The 21,758-nt window shown below is 70.5% G+C and carries 18 protein-coding genes and 1 riboswitch; of the genes, 12 read left to right on the plus strand and 6 right to left on the minus strand.

Translation table 11 applies throughout. The features are described 5' to 3' along the window. Positions 1–20: 20 nt before the first annotated feature. The 9 genes from O7624_RS02405 to O7624_RS02445 all read left to right on the plus strand — a co-directional run bounded on the left by O7624_RS02405 (position 21) and on the right by O7624_RS02445 (position 10,254). A complete protein-coding gene (locus O7624_RS02405) occupies positions 21–1,190 on the plus strand; it encodes a siderophore biosynthesis protein (protein ID WP_282240521.1) in 1,170 nt (389 codons plus the stop codon). Continuing rightward, complete coding sequence (locus O7624_RS02410; protein WP_282238728.1) at positions 1,187–2,809, plus strand: IucA/IucC family siderophore biosynthesis protein; 1,623 nt, start codon at positions 1,187–1,189, stop codon at positions 2,807–2,809. The genes O7624_RS02405 and O7624_RS02410 overlap by 4 nt, the downstream gene beginning before the upstream one ends. After that, positions 2,806–4,473, plus strand: coding sequence for an IucA/IucC family protein (locus O7624_RS02415; RefSeq protein ID WP_282238729.1), 1,668 nt, complete (start codon positions 2,806–2,808; stop codon positions 4,471–4,473). The genes O7624_RS02410 and O7624_RS02415 overlap by 4 nt, the downstream gene beginning before the upstream one ends. Then, positions 4,470–5,597, plus strand: a complete 1,128-nt coding sequence (locus tag O7624_RS02420; RefSeq protein WP_282238730.1) for an alanine racemase — start codon at positions 4,470–4,472, stop codon at positions 5,595–5,597. Before O7624_RS02415 ends, O7624_RS02420 begins: the two co-directional genes overlap by 4 nt. A 126-nt stretch (positions 5,598–5,723) precedes the next feature. Beyond that, complete coding sequence (locus O7624_RS02425) at positions 5,724–6,509, plus strand: hypothetical protein (RefSeq protein ID WP_282238731.1); 786 nt, start codon at positions 5,724–5,726, stop codon at positions 6,507–6,509. A gap of 123 nt (positions 6,510–6,632) precedes the next feature. Further along, on the plus strand, positions 6,633–7,721 hold the full coding sequence (locus O7624_RS02430; RefSeq protein ID WP_282238732.1) for an iron ABC transporter permease: 1,089 nt from the start codon (positions 6,633–6,635) through the stop codon (positions 7,719–7,721). 25 nt (positions 7,722–7,746) lie between these two features. Then, positions 7,747–8,736, plus strand: coding sequence for an ABC transporter substrate-binding protein (locus tag O7624_RS02435; protein ID WP_282238733.1), 990 nt, complete (start codon positions 7,747–7,749; stop codon positions 8,734–8,736). Then, on the plus strand, positions 8,733–9,518 hold the full coding sequence (locus O7624_RS02440) for an ABC transporter ATP-binding protein (RefSeq protein ID WP_282238734.1): 786 nt from the start codon (positions 8,733–8,735) through the stop codon (positions 9,516–9,518). The genes O7624_RS02435 and O7624_RS02440 overlap by 4 nt, the downstream gene beginning before the upstream one ends. Before the next feature lie 22 nt (positions 9,519–9,540). Then, the gene (locus O7624_RS02445) at positions 9,541–10,254 is read left to right on the plus strand and encodes a class I SAM-dependent methyltransferase (RefSeq protein WP_282238735.1); all 714 of its coding nucleotides are present in this window, start codon (positions 9,541–9,543) and stop codon (positions 10,252–10,254) included. A gap of 82 nt (positions 10,255–10,336) precedes the next feature. Here O7624_RS02445 and O7624_RS02450 read toward each other — a convergent pair whose 3' ends face one another. From O7624_RS02450 to O7624_RS02465, 4 genes are all read right to left on the minus strand, one after another. Further along, the gene (locus O7624_RS02450) at positions 10,337–11,332 is read right to left on the minus strand and encodes a ribonucleotide-diphosphate reductase subunit beta (RefSeq protein WP_282240522.1); all 996 of its coding nucleotides are present in this window, start codon (positions 11,330–11,332) and stop codon (positions 10,337–10,339) included. A 35-nt stretch (positions 11,333–11,367) separates the two neighbouring features. After that, a complete protein-coding gene (locus O7624_RS02455; RefSeq protein ID WP_282240523.1) occupies positions 11,368–13,695 on the minus strand; it encodes a ribonucleoside-diphosphate reductase subunit alpha in 2,328 nt (775 codons plus the stop codon). 187 nt (positions 13,696–13,882) lie between these two features. Beyond that, a riboswitch (cobalamin riboswitch) is annotated at positions 13,883–14,088 on the minus strand. Positions 14,089–14,320: 232 nt separating this feature from the next. Then, positions 14,321–14,563, minus strand: coding sequence for a hypothetical protein (locus tag O7624_RS02460; RefSeq protein WP_282238736.1), 243 nt, complete (start codon positions 14,561–14,563; stop codon positions 14,321–14,323). 145 nt (positions 14,564–14,708) lie between these two features. After that, entirely contained in the window at positions 14,709–15,716 is a 1,008-nt protein-coding gene (locus O7624_RS02465; protein WP_282238737.1) for a helix-turn-helix domain-containing protein, read from the minus strand. A gap of 253 nt (positions 15,717–15,969) precedes the next feature. Between O7624_RS02465 and O7624_RS02470 the strand changes: the two genes are divergently transcribed. Beyond that, positions 15,970–16,257 (plus strand): hypothetical protein, encoded by a 288-nt coding sequence (locus O7624_RS02470; RefSeq protein ID WP_282238738.1) that lies wholly within the window; start codon positions 15,970–15,972, stop codon positions 16,255–16,257. 111 nt (positions 16,258–16,368) lie between these two features. Then, a complete protein-coding gene (locus tag O7624_RS02475) occupies positions 16,369–16,830 on the plus strand; it encodes a hypothetical protein (RefSeq protein ID WP_282238739.1) in 462 nt (153 codons plus the stop codon). On the opposite strand, the gene O7624_RS02480 is transcribed toward O7624_RS02475, so the two are convergent. Beyond that, positions 16,831–17,082 carry a hypothetical protein gene (locus tag O7624_RS02480; protein WP_282238740.1) on the minus strand — a complete coding sequence of 84 codons (252 nt, stop codon included), beginning with the start codon at positions 17,080–17,082 and terminating at the stop codon, positions 16,831–16,833. Positions 17,083–17,289: 207 nt separating this feature from the next. On the opposite strand from O7624_RS02480, the gene O7624_RS02485 reads away from it, so the two are divergent. Beyond that, positions 17,290–18,000: a hypothetical protein gene (locus O7624_RS02485; protein WP_282238741.1), complete on the plus strand. Its 711-nt coding sequence runs from the start codon at positions 17,290–17,292 to the stop codon at positions 17,998–18,000. Between the two features lie 186 nt (positions 18,001–18,186). Here O7624_RS02485 and metH read toward each other — a convergent pair whose 3' ends face one another. Next, positions 18,187–21,702 carry a methionine synthase gene (gene metH / locus O7624_RS02490; protein ID WP_282238742.1) on the minus strand — a complete coding sequence of 1,172 codons (3,516 nt, stop codon included), beginning with the start codon at positions 21,700–21,702 and terminating at the stop codon, positions 18,187–18,189. Positions 21,703–21,758 lie beyond the last annotated feature (56 nt).

Raw genomic sequence — 21,758 nt, forward strand, 5'->3', positions numbered from 1 at the left:
CATCACCGAGTCGGCTCGTGATGCTGTACCTGACCGCCCTCAACCCGACCGACTCCGTGCTGGACGGCCTGCTGCCGGCCGCCGACACGCTCGGCGTGCCGGTCACCGTGTTGACCGACCGGCCCGACGACTGGCCCACGGCGGTGCCGACGCGGGGCTGCCCGGTGCGGGACCCGCAGGCCGTCATCGACGTGGTCCGGAACGGGCCAGCCGCGGTGGGACTCTTCTCCAACAGCGATCACCTACAGGCCGCGACGGCGCTCGCCGCCCGTCGTCTCGGCCTGCCCGGTAAGGATCCCGAGTCGGCGCGACGCTGCAAGGACAAGGCCGCCACCCGGCAGGCCGTCGCCGACGCCGGTCTCGACGTGGTCCACGCCCAGCGCCTCACTCCGGGGCAGCCACCGACGTTCGACGTCTTCCCCGCTGTGGTCAAGCCGCGTGACGGCGTCGCCAGTGAGGACGCCTACCTGGTCACCGACGCGGACGAGTTGGCCCGGCGGGTGACCGAGATCCGCGGTCGCCGACCGGACGCGGCACTGGTGGTGGAGGAGTACCTGCCGGGTGAGGTGCGCACCCACGACACGCTCGGAGACGCCGGGACGCTGGCCGTGCTCGGTGGCTGGCGTACCACGCTCGGCCCGCCGCCCACCTTCACCGAGCTGTGCCTGGAATGGGCACCCGCGACTCCGGCGACGGCCGAGCGGCTACGCGCTCAGCTGGACGCGCTCGGCGTACGGTTCGGCCCCTGCCACACCGAGTTCGTCATGCACCGGGAGCGACCTCGGCTCATCGAGGTCAACGACCGGTTGATCGGTGACCGGATGGATCTCATCCTGGCCGAGCTGCTCGACGTGCCGCTGTTCGAGTACGTCATCCGGCTGCACCTCGGCGAATCCGTCGCCGACCTCGGTCTGCCCGACCCGACCGCGATCAACCAGACCGCCCGGGTGGAGTACGTCTGCGCCGAGCGCGGCGGCACCCTCGTCGCCGCCCCCGGTCCGATCGACGCGGTACGCGACGGGATCCGGCTCGGCTGCCGCCCGCTGCGGCCGATCGGGACCACCGCTGAGCACACCGGCACCAACCGCGACTACCTGGCCGTCCTGCACGCCATCGGGTCGGATCCGGCCGTGGTGCGCCGCGCGCTCGTCGAGTTCCGCGCCGGACTGGACTGGGTGATCGACACGTGACCGATCCGGTGGAGCAGCAGCTGTTCCGCCGGGTGCTGGACGCCCTGCTGCGCGAGGACCATCTCGGCCTGAGCAGCGGCGGCGGCCCCGACGGCCCCGGCTGGTGGCAGGCAGCGCACCGCGCCGGCCGGTTACGCCTTCCTGTTCGACCCGACGGCTTCCAACACGCCGTCCGCCTCGCCCGCGCCGAACTGCACGTGCACCCGCCCGGCCGGGCGCCACACCGGGTGGACACGCTTGCGGGGCTGCTGGAGCTGCTCGCGCCGCACGACGACGTCGAGGCCGAGCAGGGGTGGCGCGCCTTCACCGACGAATGCCGGCAGGACCTGCTCGCCCGCCGGCTGGCCGAGACCACCCGGTCGGAGACGTACGCCCGGATCGCCGCCGACCGGGTCGACCCGCCCACCGGCTTCGGCGGCGCGCTCCTCGACGACGTGCTCGCCGCCCACGCCGGCCACGCCGTCTACCCCACCGACCGGTGCCGGCACGGCCTGGACGAGGCCGAACTGCTCCGGTACGCACCCGAGCACGCCCCCACCTTCGCCCTGCGTTGGCTGCCCGTACCGGCCCGGACCCTGCGGCTGAACGGGCGGCTGCCCGCCTGGTGGCCGACGCCGCGCCAGGCCGGGGAGGTGCTGCTGCCGGTGCACCCGCTGACCGCCGACCGGTCGGCCCTACCGGTACTCGACGTACCGGAGATCACCGTGCGACCCACCCTGTCGATGCGGACCGTCGCCCTGGACCGCTATCCGACGACCCACCTGAAACTGCCGCTGCCGACCGCGAGTCTGGGTGCCCGCAACCGCCGTACCCTCGCGCCTGACGCGCTCTCCGACGGCGCGGCGGTGGCCGCGCTGCTCGACCGCATCGCCGCGGAGCAGCCGCGCTTCGCCGACCGGATCACGCACGCTGACGAGAGCGTCTTCGGTCACTGCGACGACGACGAGCTGCGGTCCTTTCTGTTGCGTCGGCTACCCGCCGGGCTGGAGCGGGCGACCGTGGTGCCGGTGGCCGCGCTCGCCGCGACGGATCCCACCGCCGGCACGGTCGCCCAGCGAATCGGCGGCGCCGACCCGACCCGGCTCCTCGGGTCCTATCTGGATCTCCTGCTCGACTGGCACGTGTGCCTGTGGTTACGGTACGGAGTGGCGTTGGAAGCACATCCGCAGAACATCCATCTGGTCCTACCGTCCGACGGTCCGATCCGGCTGTTGTACAAGGACAACGACGGCGCCCGGCTGGACCCCCGGCACGCGGGCACGGTCCGACTGCGCGATCAGCGGATGTGGATCCGCCATCCCGGGGAGCTGGCCGACATGTTCGTCACGATCACACTTCACCTGGCGGCGACGGCCCCCCTGCTGGCCCTGGCGGATCAGGGGGTCGCCGTGCCCTCCCCGGCCGAGGCCCTCGCGCCCCGGCTGCGCGCCGCCCGCGACCGGTGGGGCGACACACCCGCCGCCCGAGAGCTGGTCGACCGCGTCCTGACCGCCGACCGGTTGCCGGTCAAGGCGATGCTGACCGCCGGCACACTGCTGCCCAAGCAGCGGATCGGCTGCACCGACGTGAACAAGTTCTACCACCGCACCGGACCCAACTACCTGCGGAACGCCTCGTGACGCCGCAGACCGCCGAGGCCACCGCCGGGCCGGCGGAACGCGCCGCCGACCTGGCCGCCACGCACACCCTGCTCTCCTGCTACCTGCGGGAGGTGGCCGCGCCCGACGGTGCGGCCGAGAACGTGGGCGGGCAGCTTCGGATCCGGTTGCCACACCTGGGGCTGACGCTCTCCTGCCGACTGGCCCGGGTCTCCCCCGTGCTGGCGCACCGCTACGTCGGTCCGGTCCGCTGCCGGCCTGCGGCGGCACCGGTCGCCCGCCGCCACCCGGCGGTTCCGGATCCGCCGGCCGCCGACACGCTGGGCGACGGCTCGACGGACGCCGACGGGCCGGTCGACGGCGCACAGCTCGCCCGGCTGCTCGCCGCCGAGCTGCGCGCCCGCACCGGGCTGGTTAACGACGAATTCGTCGAGCAGGTGCTCGGCAGCCGGGACGCGTTGGCCACCCTGTTGCGGCAGCGCCCGTCCAACGACCCCACCCCCACCGGCGACCCGGTGGTCGACGACTATGTCGACTCCGAACAGTGCCTGGTACACGGCCACCCGCATCACCCCAGTCCGAAGTGGCGCAGTGGTGATCCGGCGAGCTGGCGTCGCTACGCCCCGGAGCTGCGCAGCAGCTTCCGGCTCGACTGGCTCGCCGTGCCCGCCGACCTGGTGGCGGGCGACGGGCCGGTGGACGACCTGATCGCGCCGCTGGATCCGCCGGACGCACCGCCCGGTCACCACCTGCTGCCGGTGCACCCGTGGCAGTTGGACCTGATGCCACCTACCGATCCGAGGTTGCGTCGGCTCGGCCCGGCCGGCGTACCGGTCCGCCCGACCGCGAGCGTCCGTACGCTCTACGCCCCCTCGGTCGACCTGTTCCTCAAGACCAGCCTGCACGTGCGCATCACCAACTGCCTGCGCAAGAACGCCCGCTACGAGTTGACCGGGGCGGTGGCGTTGACCCGGTTCCTGTCCGGTGTGCCGCTTCCCGCACGGGTCGGGTTGCTGCGGGAGCCCGGCTACCGGACGGTCGACCTGCCGGGGGCGGACGAGGCGTACGGCACCATCCTGCGGACCGGGGTACGCGAGCATCTGCGGCCGGGCGAACGGGTGGTGTTGGCGGCGGCGCTGGCCAGCGCGCCGCTGACCGTGCCGGACCCGATCGACTGGTGGCGGGCCTACGTCGAGCTGCTGGTGCCCACGGTGCTGCGCCTGTGGCTCGGCCACGGCGTGGTCCACGAGGCACACCTGCAGAACGTGCTGGTGGTCCTGGATCCGGACGGCCGCCCGGCCCGCCTGATCCTGCGTGACCTCGAAGGATTGAAGCTGGACCTCGGACGGTTGTCGGCCTGGCCCGAGCGGGTGCCCCGGCAGGCCGCCTACACCCCCGCACAGGCGGCCCGGCGCGTCGTCTACTGCCTGTTCGTCAACAATCTCGCCGGTCTCGCCGGTGCGCTCGCCGACGGCCACCCCGGCACCGAGCCTCGGCTGTGGCAGACGGTCCGGCGAGCCGTCGAGGCGGCGTACGCACAGCTGGGTGAGCCGGCCGAGCTGACCCCGCTGCTGCACGGCGCTCCGCTCGCTGCGAAGGCGAACCTGTTGGTCCGCTGGCACCGGGCCGCCGACCAGCAGGCACCCTACGTCGAGGTGCCCAACCCGCTCGGCGGTGCCGAATGACCCGACCGACGTACGTCTACGATCTCGCCGCCCTGGCCACGCACGCGGCTGCCGTCCGGGCGGCCCTGCCGGAGCGGGTCGAGCTGCTCTACGCGGTCAAGGCCAATCCCGACCCGGGGATGCTGCGTACTTTGGCCGCCACGGTCGACGGTTTCGAGGCGGCCAGCCGGGGCGAACTGCGGCACCTCGCGGGCGTGCTGCCCGGGCGGCGGGTGGCCGCCTTCGCCGGGCCGGGCAAGACCGACGCGGATCTCTCGGCAGCGCTGGCCGCCGACGTGCACCGGATACACGTCGAGTCCGCCGCCGAACTGCACCGGCTGGCCGCCCTGGCGCGGGCCGTCGGGCGTACCGTCGATGTGCTGCTGCGGGTGAACCTGCCGGTCGCGACCCCGGGCGCGGTCCTGGTGATGGGCGGACAGGCGAGCCCGTTCGGCCTGGACCCACCGGAGGCGGTCCGGCTCGCCGTCGACCCACCGCACGGGGTCCGGGTCCGTGGCGTGCACGCCCACCTGGCCAGCGGGCTCGACGCGCCGACCGCCGCCGCGGTGGCGCGCGAGGTGACCGACTGGGCGGTGCGGCAGGTACGCGCCGAGGAGGTGAACGTCGGCGGCGGCATGGCCGTCGACTACCGCCGCCCGGAGCACCGCTTCGACTGGCCGAGCTACGGTCGGCTGCTCGGCGAGGTGTGCGACGCCCACCCGACGGTCCGGCTCCGGATCGAGCCCGGCCGGGCCGTGGCGGTCTACTGCGGGTCGTACGTGACCGAGGTGATCGACGTGAAGCGGTCCCGGGGTCAGTGGTTCGTAATCGTCGCTGGCGGCACCCACCACCTGCGGACTCCGGCGGCCAAGGGCCACTCCCAACCCTTCGTCGTGGTGTCCCGCGACGGTGCCGGGCCACGCACCGACGGCGGGCTGGTCACCGTCGTCGGCCAGCTCTGCACGCCCAAGGACGTGCTGGCCCGCGACGCCGAGAGCGGCCCGATCGCCGTCGGGGACCTCCTCGTGTTCGGAATGGCCGGCGCCTACGCGTGGAACATCAGCCACCGCGACTTCCTCATGCACGATCCGCCCGACTTCCGGGTAGGAGACCCACTCGCCGTCGCCCACAGCTGGGGTCGTTGATCACTGTGATCCGCCCTCCGGCATGACGACCCTCGGCGCCACCGCCGTCGAGCGGCCACTTGCCATGCCGATGGCCGTGCTCGACGCTGACAGCGTGGATCTGGCGGCGGATGGTGCGGAGGCGGCATGCTGACGGCTCTCGTTCCGGGCTTCCGGGAGATCCGGTCGTCGCTCGCGGCGGGCTACCTCTGCCTGGCGACTGTGTGGCTAGCGTTTCGCGACAGCATTCCACTCGTGCAGCCGGAGACGGGCCTGTGGCGGGACATGTGGATCGTCGGTGGCGCCCTCGGCGTGCCGACGCTGCTTGTCACGCTCAGCTTCGTGGCATACCTTGTCGGCTCAACGCTGTCGCTCGACGCGCAGTCCGGCCGAGCGATGAAGCTGGCCCAGCGCCACCTGCCCAGCAGCGGTCGCGGATGGGCGAGCGTCCTGGGCACCGAGCTTGCCAACATTTCGGTGGTGGCGCACGGTCGAGGCTGGCCGATGCCCGACGTCACGAGGCTTGCCGACGCGGTCATCCGGGAGACGCACGACGCGCGGCCGCTCGGGGTGCAACTGCTGGTCAGCAACGAGGTCGTCTTCAACGAGTACGACCGGGCCCAGGCCGAGGTCGACCTGCGGTGGAACCTGTGGCTTCCGGCGCTGGCCTTCTCGCTGGTCGGCGCGTTCACCGTCAATGTGTTCTTCCTTCTCGGCCTCCCCTTTGCCGCGGTGGTCTTCTGGCAGGCGGTCACACGGCAGACACGGGCGTACCGCATCCTCGCCACGGCCCTCCGGGCCGGCGTCATCAGCACGGCCACTCTTGATCAGCTCCGCTCGTTGTGCTACACGACGCCCGACGACGACGTCCCGGCCGTTTCGGGGCGACCGGCGGTGCCGATCATCGGCCAAGGCGGGGATTCCGCCCCGTAGACCTCGGTGCACGAGCCGGCGGCCACGTGGTGAACCACGACTCATCCGTTACCGCCGTTCTGATCTTGCTGGTAGCTTTTGCCAAGATTTTGCAAGAGCAAAGTGAGTGCAGATGGAGGTGCGGTGATCACCACCGCCCAGCCCGAGAGCCGGCCGGACCTGCTCGGTCTCGCGGCGCAGCGCCGCCGTACCGGGATCTGGCTGGTCGCGCTGACGGTCGGGCTGATTCTCACCGGGGTGGCCGCGGTCGGGTCCGGCGCGATCGGCATCCCGCCGGCGACGGTGGCGCGGATCATCGGGCACAACCTCGTCGGCCTGCCCGGCGAGGTGAGCTGGACGCCGCCGCAGGAGGCCATCGTCTGGCAGGTTCGGCTGCCCCGGGTGCTGCTCGGCATGCTTGTCGGTGCCGGGCTGGCCGCCTGCGGGGTGGCGTTGCAGGCCATGGTGCGCAACGTGCTGGCCGACCCGTACCTGCTGGGAATCAACTCCGGCGCTTCCAGCGGGGCCGCCGCCGCGATTCTGTTCGGCGCGGGCGCCGGCTTCGGGCAGTACGCCCTGTCCAGCAGCGCCTTCCTCGGCGCGCTCGGCGCGTCGCTGCTGGTGTTCCTGATCGCCCGCAGCGGCGGACGGGTGACCTCGATCCGGCTGCTGCTGTCCGGCGTCGCCGTCGGCTACGCCCTCTACGCCACCACCAGCTTCCTGATCTTCGCCTCGGGGTCCGCCGAGGGGGCCCGCTCGGTGATGTTCTGGCTGCTCGGCTCCCTCGGGCTGGCGCGGTGGAACGCCCTGCTGCTGGTCGCTGCGGTCGTGCTCTGCGGCATGATCGGCTACCTGACCATCGTCGGACGACGGCTCGACGTGCTGGCCATCGGCGACGAGACCGCTCAGACCCTTGGCGTGTCACCCGACCGGTTCCGCCTGCGGTTGCTCGTGCTGGTGTCGCTCAGTGTCGGCGTGCTGGTCTCCGCCGCCGGCAGCATCGGCTTCGTCGGCCTCGTCGTGCCGCACCTGGCCCGCCGCATCGTCGGCGCGCCACACGTCCGCGTGGTGCCGGTCGCCGCGTTGCTCGGCGCCATCCTGCTGGTCTGGGCGGATGTGCTGGCCCGGGTGCTGCTGGCCCCCCAGGAGATCCCGATCGGCATCATCACCGCCCTGCTCGGCGCCCCCTTCCTGCTGGTCCTGATCCGTCGTCTGCACGTCACCGGCGCCTGAGCGCCCCATGAGCCGAGGAGCACCGATGAAGGCAAACCGTCTCACCGTCACCGCGGCCACGTCCGTTCTCGCGCTGCTGGTCGCCGGCTGCGGCGGTTCCGCCGCCGACGAGCCGACGACGGCTGGCCCGGGGTACCCGGTCACCGTCACCAACTGCGGCGTGGAGGTGACCTTCGACGCCGCGCCGGAGCGGGTCGTGCTGCTCAAGAGTGCGGCCGTGCCGTACCTGCACGCCCTGGGCGTGATGGACCGGGTCACCGCCCGCGCCGGGCAGTACCCCCGCGAGTACTACGTCGCCGAGACCCTCGCCGAACTGGACCGCATCCCCCTGCTGACCGACAAGACCGACACCAGCGGGCACCTCCAGATCTCCAAGGAAGTGGTGATCAGCCAGGAGCCCGACCTCGTGCTCGGGGAGGTCGACAACCTGTCCCGCGACACCCTCTCAGCCGTGGACATCCCGCTGCTGGAGGAGCCGGCCATGTGCCCGGACAACACCGCCACCCCCAGCTTCGACGACATCTACCGGCAGCTGGAGACCTACGGTCGGGTGTTCGGCCGCGAGACGCAGGCGGCCACGGCGGTAGGCGCGCTCAAGGACCGGATGACGGCGGTCCAGGCCGGGGCGGGCGCGGCGTCCGGTCGTACCGCCGCCGTGCTGTATCCGACGGTCGGCGGCGGCACCACGTACGCGTACGGCGCCGCCAGCATGGCCCACCCCCAGCTGGCGGCGGCCGGCTTCCGCAACGTCTTCGGTGACACGCCGGAACGGGTCTTCGAGGTCACCGTCGAGGAACTGCTCGGCCGTAACCCCGACGTGCTGATCCTGCTCTACAGCGACGGCGATCCCGCTGCGGTCGAGCAGGGCCTGACCGGTCTTCCCGGGGCCGAGAAGCTCAACGCGGTCCGTGACGGCAACGTGATGACCCAGCTGTTCAACTTCACCGAACCGCCGACCCCGCTGTCGATCGACGGCCTGGAGCGGATCGTGCAGCGGTTCGGAGGCGACTCGTGATCCGGGCGACCAGGGTTTCCTGGCGCTACGGCGCCAACCCGGTGATCGACGGGGTAAGCGTGACCGCGCGACCCGGCCGGGTGCTCGGGCTGATCGGCCCCAACGGCAGTGGCAAGACCACGCTGCTGCGGCTGCTCTACGGCGCGCTGCGCAGCGGCACCGGACGGGTCGCCGTGGACGGTGACGACCTAGCCACGCTGCCGTCGCGGGAGGCGGCACGCCGGCTGGCCGTGGTGGTGCAGGAGACCGGCGGCGAGACCGCCCTCACCGTGGCCGAGCTGGTGCTGCTGGGCCGTGGACCGCACCTGAACACCTTTCAACGCACCGGGCCGGCGGATCACGAGATCGCGGCGGAGTGCCTACGCCGGGTCGGTGCCGCTCACCTGGGGTCACGGGCGTTCGCCGGCCTCTCCGGCGGTGAACGCCAGCGGGTGCTCATCGCCCGGGCGCTGGCCCAGCAGGCCACCCACCTGCTGCTCGATGAGCCGACCAACCATCTCGACATCCGCTACCAGCACGAGATCCTGCGGCTGGTACGCGACCTCGGCACCTGTGCCGTCGTCGTGCTGCACGACCTGAACCTCGCCGCCCGCTACTGCGACGACCTGGTGCTGCTCGGCCACGGTGGGGTCGCCGCCGCCGGCAGCACCGAGGAGGTCCTCGACCCCGCCGCCCTCGAATCCGTCTACGGCATCGGCATTCAGCGCCTCGACCTCGACGGCACCATCCACCTGCTGTATCACCCGACCGACCAGCCCGCCGTCGAAAGGACCGCCGCATGAGCGAGCGAAGCGGAGTGCCGGCATGAGTGAGCGTGCCGTCACGAGCGAACAGGAACGCATCAACGCGTACTGGACCGGCCGGGCGCCCGGCTACGACGAGTACCAGCAGCGGCCCGACCGGCTGGCCGCCGACACCCGGGCCTGGTCGCAGGTCTGGGCCCAGGCGCTGCCCCCGGCGCCGTTGGACGTGCTCGACGTCGGCACCGGCAGCGGTCAGGTCGCCATGGTGCTGGCCGGACTCGGCCACCGGGTCACCGGGATCGACCTCGCCGAGGGCATGCTGGCCCAGGCCCGCCGGCACGCCACGACGGTGCCGGACGGTCCGGTCATCCGGCACGGCGACGCCGTGCAGCCGGACTTCCCGCCCGCCAGCTTCGACGCTGTCGTCAGCCGCTACCTGATGTGGACGCTGCGGGAGCCGGAGACCGCGGTGGCGAACTGGGCCCGCCTGCTGCGTCCCGGCGGCACCGTCGCCGTGGTCGACAGCACCTGGTTCCCCGACGGCCTGGACAACGCCTCGGAGAACTTCGCCGACCACTACGACGACAAGGTGCGCGCGGCGCTGCCGTTAGCGGCCGCGACCTCCATCGACCAGACCGTGGCCGTGCTCGAACGGGCCGGGCTCACCGGGGTCACCGCCACCCCGCTGACGTCGATCTTCGAGCTGGACCGGCGTTTCGGTGTCGCACCGAACCACGAGCATCGCATGCAGTACCTGGTCGCCGGCCGGGTCTGAGACGACCTGCGGGCCGGGGCGGCCCGGCGATGATCGACACGATCAGCGCCGAGCCGGACCCGGTCAGCGGATGTGACCGCCGTCAGAAGTCGTCGTCGAAGGCGACAGTGCCGGTGACTCCGACCTGATAGGCCGACACTCGCCGTTCGAAGAAGTTGGACAGCTCCTGCACGTCCTGCAACTCCATGAAGGCGAACGGATTCTTCGACCCGTACAGCGGTTCGATCTCCAACTGTGCCAGCCGCCGGTCGGCGACGTGCTGGAGATATTCGCGCATGTCGGCCAGGGACAGCCCGGACACGCCCTGTTCGAGCAGGTCGGCGGCGAACTGCACCTCGCACTCGACGGCCTCGGCCAGCATGTCCCGGACCTGCTGCTCCATCTCGGCGTCGAAGAGGTCCGGCTCCTCGGCGCGTACGGTGTCGACCACGTCGAAGGCGAAGGCCATGTGCATCGACTCGTCCCGGAACACCCAGTTGGTGCCCGAGGCCAGGCCGTGCAGCAGGCCCCGGGACCGCAGGAAGTACACGTAGGCGAAGGCGCCGTAGAAGAACAGTCCCTCGATGCAGGCGGCGAAGCAGATCAGGTTCAGCAGGAACGACCGCCGGTCCGCACGGGTCTTCAGCTCCCGCAGCTCGAAGATGGAGTCGATCCATTTGAAGCAGAACTCGGCCTTGCGGGCGATCGACGGGATGTTCTCCACCGCCGCGAACGCCGCGAACCGTTCCCGCTCGTCCGGCACGTAGGTGTCCAGGAGGTTCAGGTAGAACTGGACGTGCACCGCCTCCTCGAACAGCTGCCGGGACAGGTAGAGCCGTCCCTCCGGCGAGTTGACGTGCTGGTAGAGGTTGAGCACGAGGTTGTTGGCCACGATGGTGTCGCCGGTGGCGAAGAACGCGACAAGCCGGGACACCAGGTGCTGCTCCGCCGGGGACAGCTTGGCCAGGTCCGTGAGGTCGGAGTGCAGGTCGACCTCCTCGACGGTCCAGGTGTTCTTGATGGCGTCCTTGAACCTGTCGAAGAACTGCGGGTAGCGCATGGGCCGCAGGGTCAGGTCCATGCCGGGGTCGAGCAGCATCTGCCGCTGGCCGGTGTCGGGTTCGGAAACAGTTGTCACTGGCACGCCTCGCAGCTCTCGGGGTTTTCCAGGGAGCAGGCCAACGCCTCGTCGTCGCTGACCGCGACGATCGGCTTGACCGCCGGGGTGACGGCGACGGTGGCCTGCTGGATCCGGGTCGCCGGACGCGACCGCAGGTAGTAGGTGGTCTTCAGCCCGGCCTTCCAGGCGTACAGGTACATCGAGGAGAGCTTGCCGATGGTCGGCGCGCTCAGGAACAGGTTCAGCGACTGCGACTGGTCGATGAACGGGGCGCGGGCGGCGGCCAGGTCGACGAGCGCCCGCTGCGGCAGCTCCCACGCGGTACGGAACAGCTCCCGCACCTCCTCGGGCAGCTCGGCGATGCCCTGCACCGACCCCTCGGCCCGCTTGATCTGCTCCCGGATCGGCGCGGTCCACAGCCCGCGCGCCTTCAACTCCCGCACAAGGTACGTGTTGATCTGGAGGAACTCGCCGGACATCGTCTCCCGCTTGAACAGGTTGGACACCTGCGGCTCGATGCACTCGTAGCACCCGGCGATCGAGGCGATCGTGGCGGTCGGCGCGATCGCCACCAGCAGCGAGTTGCGCAGGCCGTGGCGGGCGATCTGCTCCCGCAGCGCGGTCCACCGCGACGCCTGCGTCACCTCCGCGCCCCACAGGTCGGGATGCAACTCACCCTTCGCGGCGCGGGTTTCGGCGTACGCGGGGTGTGGGCCGAACCGCTCGGCGAGCCCGGCCGACGTCTCCAGCGCGGTCAGGAAGATCTCCTCCTGGACCCGGGTCGACAACTCCCGGGCCGGAGCCGAGTCGAACGGCAGACGCAGGGTGAACAAGGCGTCCTGTAGCCCCATCAGGCCGAGCCCGACCGGACGCCAGCGCGGGTTCGACACCGCCGTCTGCTCGGCCGGGTAATAGTTGATGTCGATCACCCGGTCGAGGAACACCACAGCCGTGCGTACCGTGGCGCGCAGCTTCTCCCAGTCGACACCGTCGGCGGTGACGTGCGCGCCCAGGTTGACCGACCCGAGGTTGCACACGGCCGTCTCGGTGTCGCTGTTGACCTCCAGGATCTCCGTGCACAGGTTCGACAGGTGGATCGTGTTGCCGGGCGCACCGGTCTGGTTGGACAGCCGGTTCGCCGCGTCCTTGAACGTCATCCACCCGTTGCCGGTCTGCGCGAGCGTACGCATCATCCGGCCGTAGAGATCGCGGGCCTTGACCGTCCGGACGGCCTTCTTCTCCGCCGCCCGGTACGCCTCGTCGAACGCCTCGCCGAACAGGTCCGGCAGCTCGGGCGCGTCCGACGGGTCGATAAGCGACCAGTCGCCGTCCGCCTCGACCCGGCGCATGAACTCGTCCGGGATCCAGTTGGCCAGGTTCAGGTTGTGGGTACGCCGGGACTCCTCCCCGGTGTTGTCCCGCAGTTCCAGGAACTCCTCGATGTCCGGGTGCCACGGCTCCAGGTACACGCAGGCCGCGCCCTTGCGCCGGCCACCCTGGTTGACCGCCGCCACCCCCGCGTCGAGCGTCTTCAGGAACGGCACGATGCCGTTGGAGCGGCCGTTGGTGCCCCGGATCAACGCGCCCCGGCCCCGCACCCGCGACCAGGAGATGCCGATGCCGCCGGAGAACTTCGACAGCTTCGCCACCTGGTGGTAACGCTCGTAGATCGAGTCGAGTTCGTCGCGCGGGGAGTCGACAAGAAAACACGACGACATCTGGGTGTGCCGGGTCCCCGAGTTGAACAGCGTCGGTGAACTCGGCAGGTAGGCCAGGCTCGACATCAGCCGGTAGAACCCGATCGCCTCGCCGGGCGTCTGCGACAGCCCGCAGGCCACCCGCAGCAGCCAGTACTGCGGCGTCTCCACCACCAGGCGGGTCTGCGGATGCCGCAGCAGGTAGCGGTCCGCGACGGTACGCAGTCCGAAGTACTCGAACCGCAGGTCACCGTCCGGGTCGACCGCGTCGTCCAGCTTGCGCGCGTTACGGGCCACGAACTCCGCGGTCGCGTCCCCGATCAGCCCCAGGCCGTGCGCGTACCGGATCGATTGGCTGAAGCTGGCCACCTGCTGCCCACGGACCTCCTTGTCCACGTACGCGGCCAGCAGCCGCGCCGCCAGCTTCGAGTACTGCGGCTCCGTACCGATCAGCTCGGCGGCCGTCTGGATGGACAGCTTGTCCAGCTCGGCGGTGGTGGCACCGTCGTACAGGCCGCTGATGGTCTTGGTGGCCACCCGCAGCGGATCGACCTCGTCGAGGTCGGTCACCCACCGCTCCACCGCCCGGACGATCTTGTTGACGTCCACCGGTTCCGTGGCGCCGTCGCGTTTGCGGACCTGCATCACCTGCCGGCGCTGCTCCGACACACCTGCGTCGGAGGCCGGCGCCTCCCGCACGACCGTCACGTCTCTCTCCTCGCGCCGTCTGCTCAGGGCCTCGGACACGCGGGAGGACGCCACGGAATCCGCGCAGGCGGCACGGCCCGTTCATGGCGTCGGCCGTCCCACGCGGCCTGCGGCCGCCGCCCACGAGTGCGGGCGGCGTGCTGGCAGGTCTTCGGACTCGTGGGCGTGCTTACGCGCTCCTACTGGCCGTCGCTTCCCAGGCCGGAGCCCAGTGCTTCGTGACGGCTGTCGTTCCCACTCACCGCTGCGGGGCAGCCCCGGATTCACACCGGGTTCCCTCTTGCCTCGGCCGCCCCGGATGGGCGCCGAACCAGCTACGAGTGACACCATATATGGGTGGCCCACGAACGCAAGACACCAGATGGTGTGTCGGCGTGTCCTGCAACGTGGGTCACATCCTGCTACGCCGGTCCGTGCTTGACCGGTCGCAGGCCGGCCAGCGTACGAAAAGGACGGCGGATGCGACGGGATGCTGATCGTCGGTCACGCCCCGGCGTGGCTACCCGTCCCGCAGGTGCACCGCAGCCACGCGAGGAACCGGGTCGTCAGCTCGCCGGGATCCTCACGCGGCAGGTCGTCCAACGCCGCCGTCAACAAGGCACCCGCGTACATCGACAGGCCCACCCGGTCCCGGCCGTACGCCTCGGCGGCCGTCGCATGCCGGCCACCGGGTGTTGCGCCGGGCCTGGTCGAGCAGGCGTTGCCGGGCGGCCTTCTGCTCGACAGCCTCCCGCCACTGCCCGCCGTCCGCCAGCGGTATCGGCCGCCGCCGCAGCCACCACCAGAACCTGCGCCACCTGCTCACGCCATCACCTCCACCGAAGTTCGGGACGGGGGCGGCGGTACGTGGGGGCGCACCGCCACCACCCACAAGAATCGTGCGATGGCGGTGGGTGCTCAGGGCAGGTGCGAGGCGTCCGGCGCCCTGTCCGGGACGGTTGACGGACAGCTCAGCCGGTGGCGACCGCGAGTGCCTGCCGATATTCCTGCGTCCATGCGGCTTCCCGCTGGTCAGGCGGCAACCCGGCCAACCCGGCCCGCAGGTTGTCGATGCCGGCCGACGTGTCGCCGAGCGCCAGATAGGCCAGCCCGAGACCCATCCTGCTGAACGTGGGCGTCAGCCAGTAGGCCAGGACCGGCGCCTGCTCACGCTCGGCCGCCTCGGTGAGGTCGCTCGCCTCCCCGAGGAGCCCTACCGCTGAGTTCCGGTCGCCGAGTAGCGCAAACCCATGGGCGGCCTGGACCGCGTCGCCGACGCGTTGCAGCGCCGTCGCCCCGGGTGTGTGGTACGCGGTGAGGAAATGGCGCACGATGCCGCGCGGGTTGCCTCGCTGCCGCTCCAGGTAGCCTCGGAAGTTCTCCACCTGCGCCGCGAGCGGGCCACTGTCAACGGCGTCGGCCTGCCTGGCGGCCTCGATCAGCACCTGTATCGCCTCACCGTCGTTGCGGGCTTCCGCGTGCAACCAGCCGACGAACTGCGTCCACTCCGCCACCACCTCGTGCAGTTGGCCGGCGTACGGCCCGGCAGCCCGCTCGGCGAGTTGCTGCATGGTGGACCACTGCGCCACCATCGCCGGCAGTGTCACCGGAGCCGGCAGGACGTCGTCGAGGCGGCGTTGCGCGGCCAGCACCTCGGCGAGCAGCCGCACCGCAGCGGCGTCGAGGCGGGTCGGTTCGGCGAGCACGTACGCCAGGCGGTCATCGTCGTCGGGGGTGGTCACGGTCGGCGCATCGACGACCATCGCGGCCAGCGTCCCGCCGGCCTGCAGGGTGTCGTCAAGGTGCGCGGCGAGTTCTCGGGACGGTCGGGTCCGGCCCGTCTCGAGGTCGTGCACGTAACTCTTCCCGACGTACGCGAGGCGGGCCAGATCACGCAGTGACAGGCCACGGACACGTCGAAGTCGGGCAAGCTCAGCGGGAAACCGTGGGTCAACGATGGTGCGCGCACTCGGCGGCATGACGAAGCTCCCGGGTGAAGGACTGGGCGACGATCTGCTGGCCTCCCACCAGCGAGCCGCCACAATCGACGGTACCCGGCTCCGACACGCAGCGGCCGGATCCGCCGGCCGAGCCGGGCACGTGTCGGCGAGATGGCGAATCGCGCGGACCTGTCGAATTCAGTCAGCGAAGGCGGGATGGCTACGCGTCTTCGTCACCGTCCTGAAACCCAACCGAGGTGGCAGGTCGACGCCGCGCTGTAATCGTCAGAGCATGGTCGCTCGAACGCGCGCGAGGACACGGCGGATCGTCGCCACCCTGGCCGCCACACTGCTCGTGCTGACCGCGCTGACCGCCTGCACGCCAGAGATCAAGGGCATCACCGGCCTCACCGTGGATGCTGACGGCCGACCGCTCGCCGCGCTGGCCTGGTGCGCGGACAAGCCGCCGGACGTGATTGTCCTTGCCACCGAACGCGCGGTCTCGCCCACCCCGTCCGGCGCTCCGGAACCATCCGCGAATTGGCCGAGCTGGCCGGCCTGCAACCAGGATCAGCCATGATCACCGCAATCGTGAACAACGACGAGGTACCGAAGTACGTCTCCCTCGACGAGTTCGCACGCCTCGGCAGGGCCGAGTGCTGACCTCGCTCGGTTCTGCCATCCTGGCCGGGTGAAGCCCAACCTGGAGAGAATCCCGGGGAAGCAGGACCGACTCGCGGAGGAGATCCTCGCCCGCGCGCCGCGACGCATCGAGCAGAGCTTCGTAGGCTCCCTCGACCCCACCAACGCGCTCGCCCTCGGCCGCTACGGTGCCCGCCTCGCCACCCTGGCATTGCGCCAGAACTCCGTCGATCTGCTACGCCGCTCAGTGCTGGCGACCGGCCTCGCCCGATGTCTGGCGTCCGATGACGACCGGGACTTCATGCTGGCTCTGGCAGTGCCGTGGATCGTGGCACAGCAGCTCGGCGAAGCCCCCGTCGAGGTATTCGCCACGGTCGGCGACAGCCTGCCGGACGGGCCGGTCGCCAGACTGGTCCACACCTTCGGTGCCCGTACCGACATCACCCTGGAAGCCTTCGGCTGGGAACTGGTGACGACATCCGACGGCCCGGACTTCCGGCCGGCGTCCTGATCACAGAAGCACCTCGGGAGTGCCGGCTTGCGCCTGGCCGACGGCCTGAGCGATGGCGAGGGTGTGCTGATACTCGCGCCACTGGGCCAATTTGCCGTGGCTGGTCCGCAGTACCCCGATGAACGGCGCCGAGGCGGTGACCCCGGTCGCCGTGTGTGTGCCGACCAGTTCGTACTCGACCACGATCACGTCGGGGTCGCCGGTCTCGTGCACGACCACGTTGCGGCAGCCGCCGCAGGTGACCGCAGCCATGTTCAGTGCGGCGACGACCAATCTGGCGTCGTGGTGGGCGCGCCGGAAGTGGTACGGCGAGTGTATGAACTGGGAGCACGCCAGCACACGCGCAAATGGGGCAATGGGTTGCCTGCGCAGCGCGAAAACAGCACCGGCGTGCCGCCGGACGTTCGTCTATGCTCGCTCGTATTTCCTGCAACTGCCGAGCGGTGGAGAGGGAGAGCCATGTCGGACTGGTTGGACTTGTTGGAACGGGGGTCCTGGTTTGCGGCGATAGCAGGTACGCTGGTCGCTGTCATCGTGGCCGTACAAGCGTCGAACACCTCCTCTAGGATGAAATCGACGCTGGATATGGCGAGGCCCTTTGTCCGCGCGTTGGCGCTCTCCCTGGACAAGCCAGAAATCCTGGCCGCATACGAATCCGAGTGTACGACCGCCAAGGAGATCCTGCGCAAGAAGACGCGCCGCAGGCTCGGTGTGGCAGGAGTGGTACTTGGCATCCCGGCATTTTCGGTAACCGCTGCCTTACTTCTTCCTGAGGTTCCTAATCGCACCGAGATGCGGTTCTCCATCGGCGACGCAGCACAGCAGGAATGCACGACCGGCGGTCTGAACTTCGCAATGCATACCACCTGCACCAATCGCTGGTTCCTTGACTCGCCAGGGCAGGCAATCCAGGCACAGGCCACCCTCTCGGGTCCGGCACGCCAGAGAGATCTGAGCATCGTCGTTGATGGCTGCTCGGACCGCGCGCAGGTTCGGTGGGAGCTACTCGCCGATGGCGAAACTCTCGGCAATGGCGTGGCTGGTTCTGGGAGCCAGGAACAGGAACTGCGCGTACCTAAGGGCAAGTCATCGCTCACCATCCGAGCCGAGCGAATCGATGATAATTCGTGCTCCGCAGAACTCGTCGTCGAGGCCATCCAGTGGCCCTAGTACTTCAGTAGGAGATCCGTTTCCGGGCTCGGTGGGGTCATGTCGGGTGTAGTGACTGATCTTGGCTTTGGTTTGGTGCCGGCCTCGGAAGGTGGACCACACGATGACGTTGCCGACGCGTCGGGTGGGTTCTGGTTCAACGCCTACCGCAGGTGCCGGAAGTGCAGGTCACGGCACCTGCGGGCGTCACTTGGCGTTGAAGTAGCTGGCCTCGGGGTGGTGGACGACGATGGCGTCGGTGGCCTGCTCCGGCATCAGCTGGAACTCCTCCGACAGCTGCACACCGATCCGTTCGGCGCCGAGCAGCTCCACGATCTTCGCCCGGTCCTCCAGGTCGGGGCAGGCCGGGTAGCCGAACGCGTACCGGCAGCCCCGGTAGTCGGTGCGCAGCAGGCCGGCGAGGTCGGCCGGGTCGTCGTCGGCGACGGTACGGCCGTCGGGCAGCTTCCACTCGGACCGGACCCGCTTGTGCCAGTACTCGGCGAGAGCCTCGGTGAGCTGCACCGACAGCCCGTGCACCTCCAGGTAGTCGCGGTACTCGTTGCGGGCGAACAGCTTCGCCGCGTACTCGCTCACCGGCTGACCGACGGTGACCAGCTGCAACGCGACCACGTCCAGGGCGCCGCCGCGCGGGCGGAAGAAGTCGGCCAGGCAGAGCCGCCGCTCCTGCCGCTGCCGGGGGAAGGTGAACCGGGCCCGCTCGGCGTGCCCGTTCTCGTCCAGGACGACCAGGTCGTTGCCCTCCGAGTACGCCGGGAAGTAGCCGTACACCACGGCCGCCTCCAACACCTGGTCGGCGATCAGCCGGTCCAACCAGTAGCGCAGCCGGGGTCGGCCCTCGGTCTCCACCAGCTCCTCGTACGACGGGCCCTTGCCGCCGCGCGCACCGCGCAGCCCCCACTGGCCCATGAAGGTGGCCCGCTCGTCCAGCAGCGCCGCATAGTCGGCCAGCGGCACCCCCTTGACCACCCGGGTGCCGTGAAACGGTGCGACCGGCACCGGCACGTCGACCGCGACGTCGGAGCGTACCGAGGTGTCGTGCAACTCCGGCAGCGACTCGGCGACAACCGCGCGCTGCCGTTCCCGACGGGCCCGGCGGGCCGCCAGGGCCGCCTCCCGCTCGGCGTCGACCACGGGAGCGCCGCCGCGCTTGGCGGCCATCACCCGGTCCATCAGGGACAGCCCCTCGAAGGCGTCGCGGGCGTAGTGCACCTGGCCGGGGAACATCGACCGCAGGTCGTCCTCGACGTACGCCCGGGTCAGCGCCGCGCCACCGAGCAGGACCGGCCAGCGCTCCGCGACCCCGCGCGACGCCATCTCGACCAGGTTCTCCTTCATGATGACGGTGCTCTTGACCAGCAGGCCCGACATGCCGATGGCGTCGGCGCGGTGCTGCTCGGCGGCGTCGAGGATGGCGGAGATCGGCTGCTTGATGCCGATGTTCACCACCTCATAGCCGTTGTTGGACAGGATGATGTCGACCAGGTTCTTGCCGATGTCGTGCACGTCGCCCTTGACGGTGGCGAGCACGATGCGACCCTTGCCGCCGTCGTCGGCCTTCTCCATGTGCGGTTCGAGGTACGCCACCGCGGTCTTCATCACCTCGGCGGACTGCAACACGAACGGCAGCTGCATCTGACCGGAGCCGAACAGCTCACCGACGACCTTCATGCCGTCCAGCAGGATGTCGTTGATGATGAGCAACGGGGCGGTGCCGGCCGCCATCGCCGCGTCGAGGTCGGCTTCCAGGCCGTTGCGCTCGCCGTCGATGATCCGTCGCTTGAGCCGCTCGTTGAGCGGCAGGGCCGCCAACTCCTCGGCCCGGGTGGCGCGCGCCGAGGCGGCGTCCACACCCTCGAAGATCTCGATGAACCGCTGCACCGGGTCGTAGCCCTCGCGCCGCCGGTCGTAGACCAGGTCGAGGGCGATCTCGCGCTGCTCGTCGGGGATCTTCGACATCGGCAGGATCTTGCTCGCGTGCACGATCGCCGAGGTGAGCCCGGCCTGCACGCATTCGTGCAGGAAGACCGAGTTGAGCACCTGCCGGGCCGCCGGGTTCAGTCCGAACGAGACGTTCGAGACGCCCAGCGTGAAGTTCACCCCGGGCCAGCGCCGGGCGATCTCCCGGATCGCCTCGATGGTCTCGATGCCGTCGCGGCGGGTCTCTTCCTGACCGGTGGCGATCGGGAAGGTCAGCGCGTCGATGAGGATGTCCGAGCGGTGCATGCCCCACCGACCGGTGAGGTCCTCGATCAGCCGCCCGGCAACCCGTACCTTCCACTCCGCCGTACGGGCCTGACCCTCCTCGTCGATGAGCAGCGCGACCACGGCGGCGCCGTGCTCGGCGACCACCGGCATCACCCGCGCGTACCGGGACTCCGGGCCGTCGCCGTCCTCGAAGTTGACCGAGTTGACCACGCACCGGCCGCCGAGCATCTCCAGGCCGGCCTCGATCACCGCCGGCTCGGTCGAGTCCAGCATGATGGGCAACGTGGAGGCGGTGGCGAACCGGCCAGCCAGCTCACGCATGTCGGTGGTGCCGTCCCGGCCGACGTAGTCGACGCAGAGGTCCAGCAGGTGCGAGCCGTCACGGGCCTGGCTCCGGGCAATCTCCACGCAGGACTGCCAGTCGGCGGCGAGCATCGCCTCCCGGAACGCCTTGGAGCCGTTGGCGTTGGTCCGCTCCCCCACCATCAGCACGCTGGCGTCCTGCGCGAACGGCACGTGGTGGTAGATCGAGGAGACCCCCGCATCGGTACGCGGCTCGCGGGCCACTGGCCGCACGTCGCGCAGCCGCTCGGCGAGCACCCGGATGTGCTCGGGAGTCGTGCCGCAGCAGCCACCCACCAGCGCGACGCCATAGTCGGCGACGAACCGTTCCAGCGCATCGGCCATGTCGTCCGGGCCCAACGGGAAGTACGCCCCGTCCGGGGTGAGCACCGGCAGACCCGCGTTGGGCATCACCGACACGGGGATGCGGGAATGCTGCGCCAGGTAGCGCAGATGTTCGCCCATCTCTGCCGGCCCGGTCGAGCAGTTCAACCCGATCAGGTCCACGCCGAGCGGCTCGATGGCGGTCAGCGCCGCGCCGATCTCGCTGCCCAGCAGCATGGTGCCGGTGGTCTCGACCGCCACGTGACAGATGATCGGCACCGTACGGCCCGCCTCGGCCATCGCCCGCTTGGACCCGACCACCGCCGCCTTGACCTGGAGCAGGTCCTGGCAGGTCTCGACGATCAACGCGTCCGCGCCGCCAGCGATCAGGCCGCCGGCGTTCTGCTGGTACGCGTCACGGAGGCTGGCGTACGAGGCGTGACCGAGGGTCGGCAGCTTCGTACCCGGACCGATCGAACCGAGCACCCAGCGGGGCCGCTCCGGGGTCGAGTACGCGTCGGCGGCCTCCCGGGCCAGCCGCGCCCCTACCTCGGACAGCTCCCAGATCCGGTCGGCGATGTCGTACTCGGCGAGGTTGGGCAGGTTCGCGCCGAAGGTGTTCGTCTCCACACAGTCCGCGCCCGCCGCCAGGTACGCCTCGTGCACCCCACGTACGACGTCCGGGCGGGTGACGTTGAGAATCTCGTTGCACCCCTCCAGACCGTCGAAGTCGTCCAGGGTCAGGTCCGCAGCCTGCAGCATCGTGCCCATCGCCCCATCGGTGACGAGGATCCGGTCTGCCAGCGCATCGAGCAACGAAGTCCGCACGACCTCAGGTTAGTGCGGCGGGCCAGGCCCGCACCCCTGCGTACCGTCCGATCCCA

This window comes from Verrucosispora sp. WMMD1129 (assembly GCF_029581255.1).
Classification (GTDB): domain Bacteria; phylum Actinomycetota; class Actinomycetes; order Mycobacteriales; family Micromonosporaceae; genus Micromonospora; species Micromonospora sediminimaris.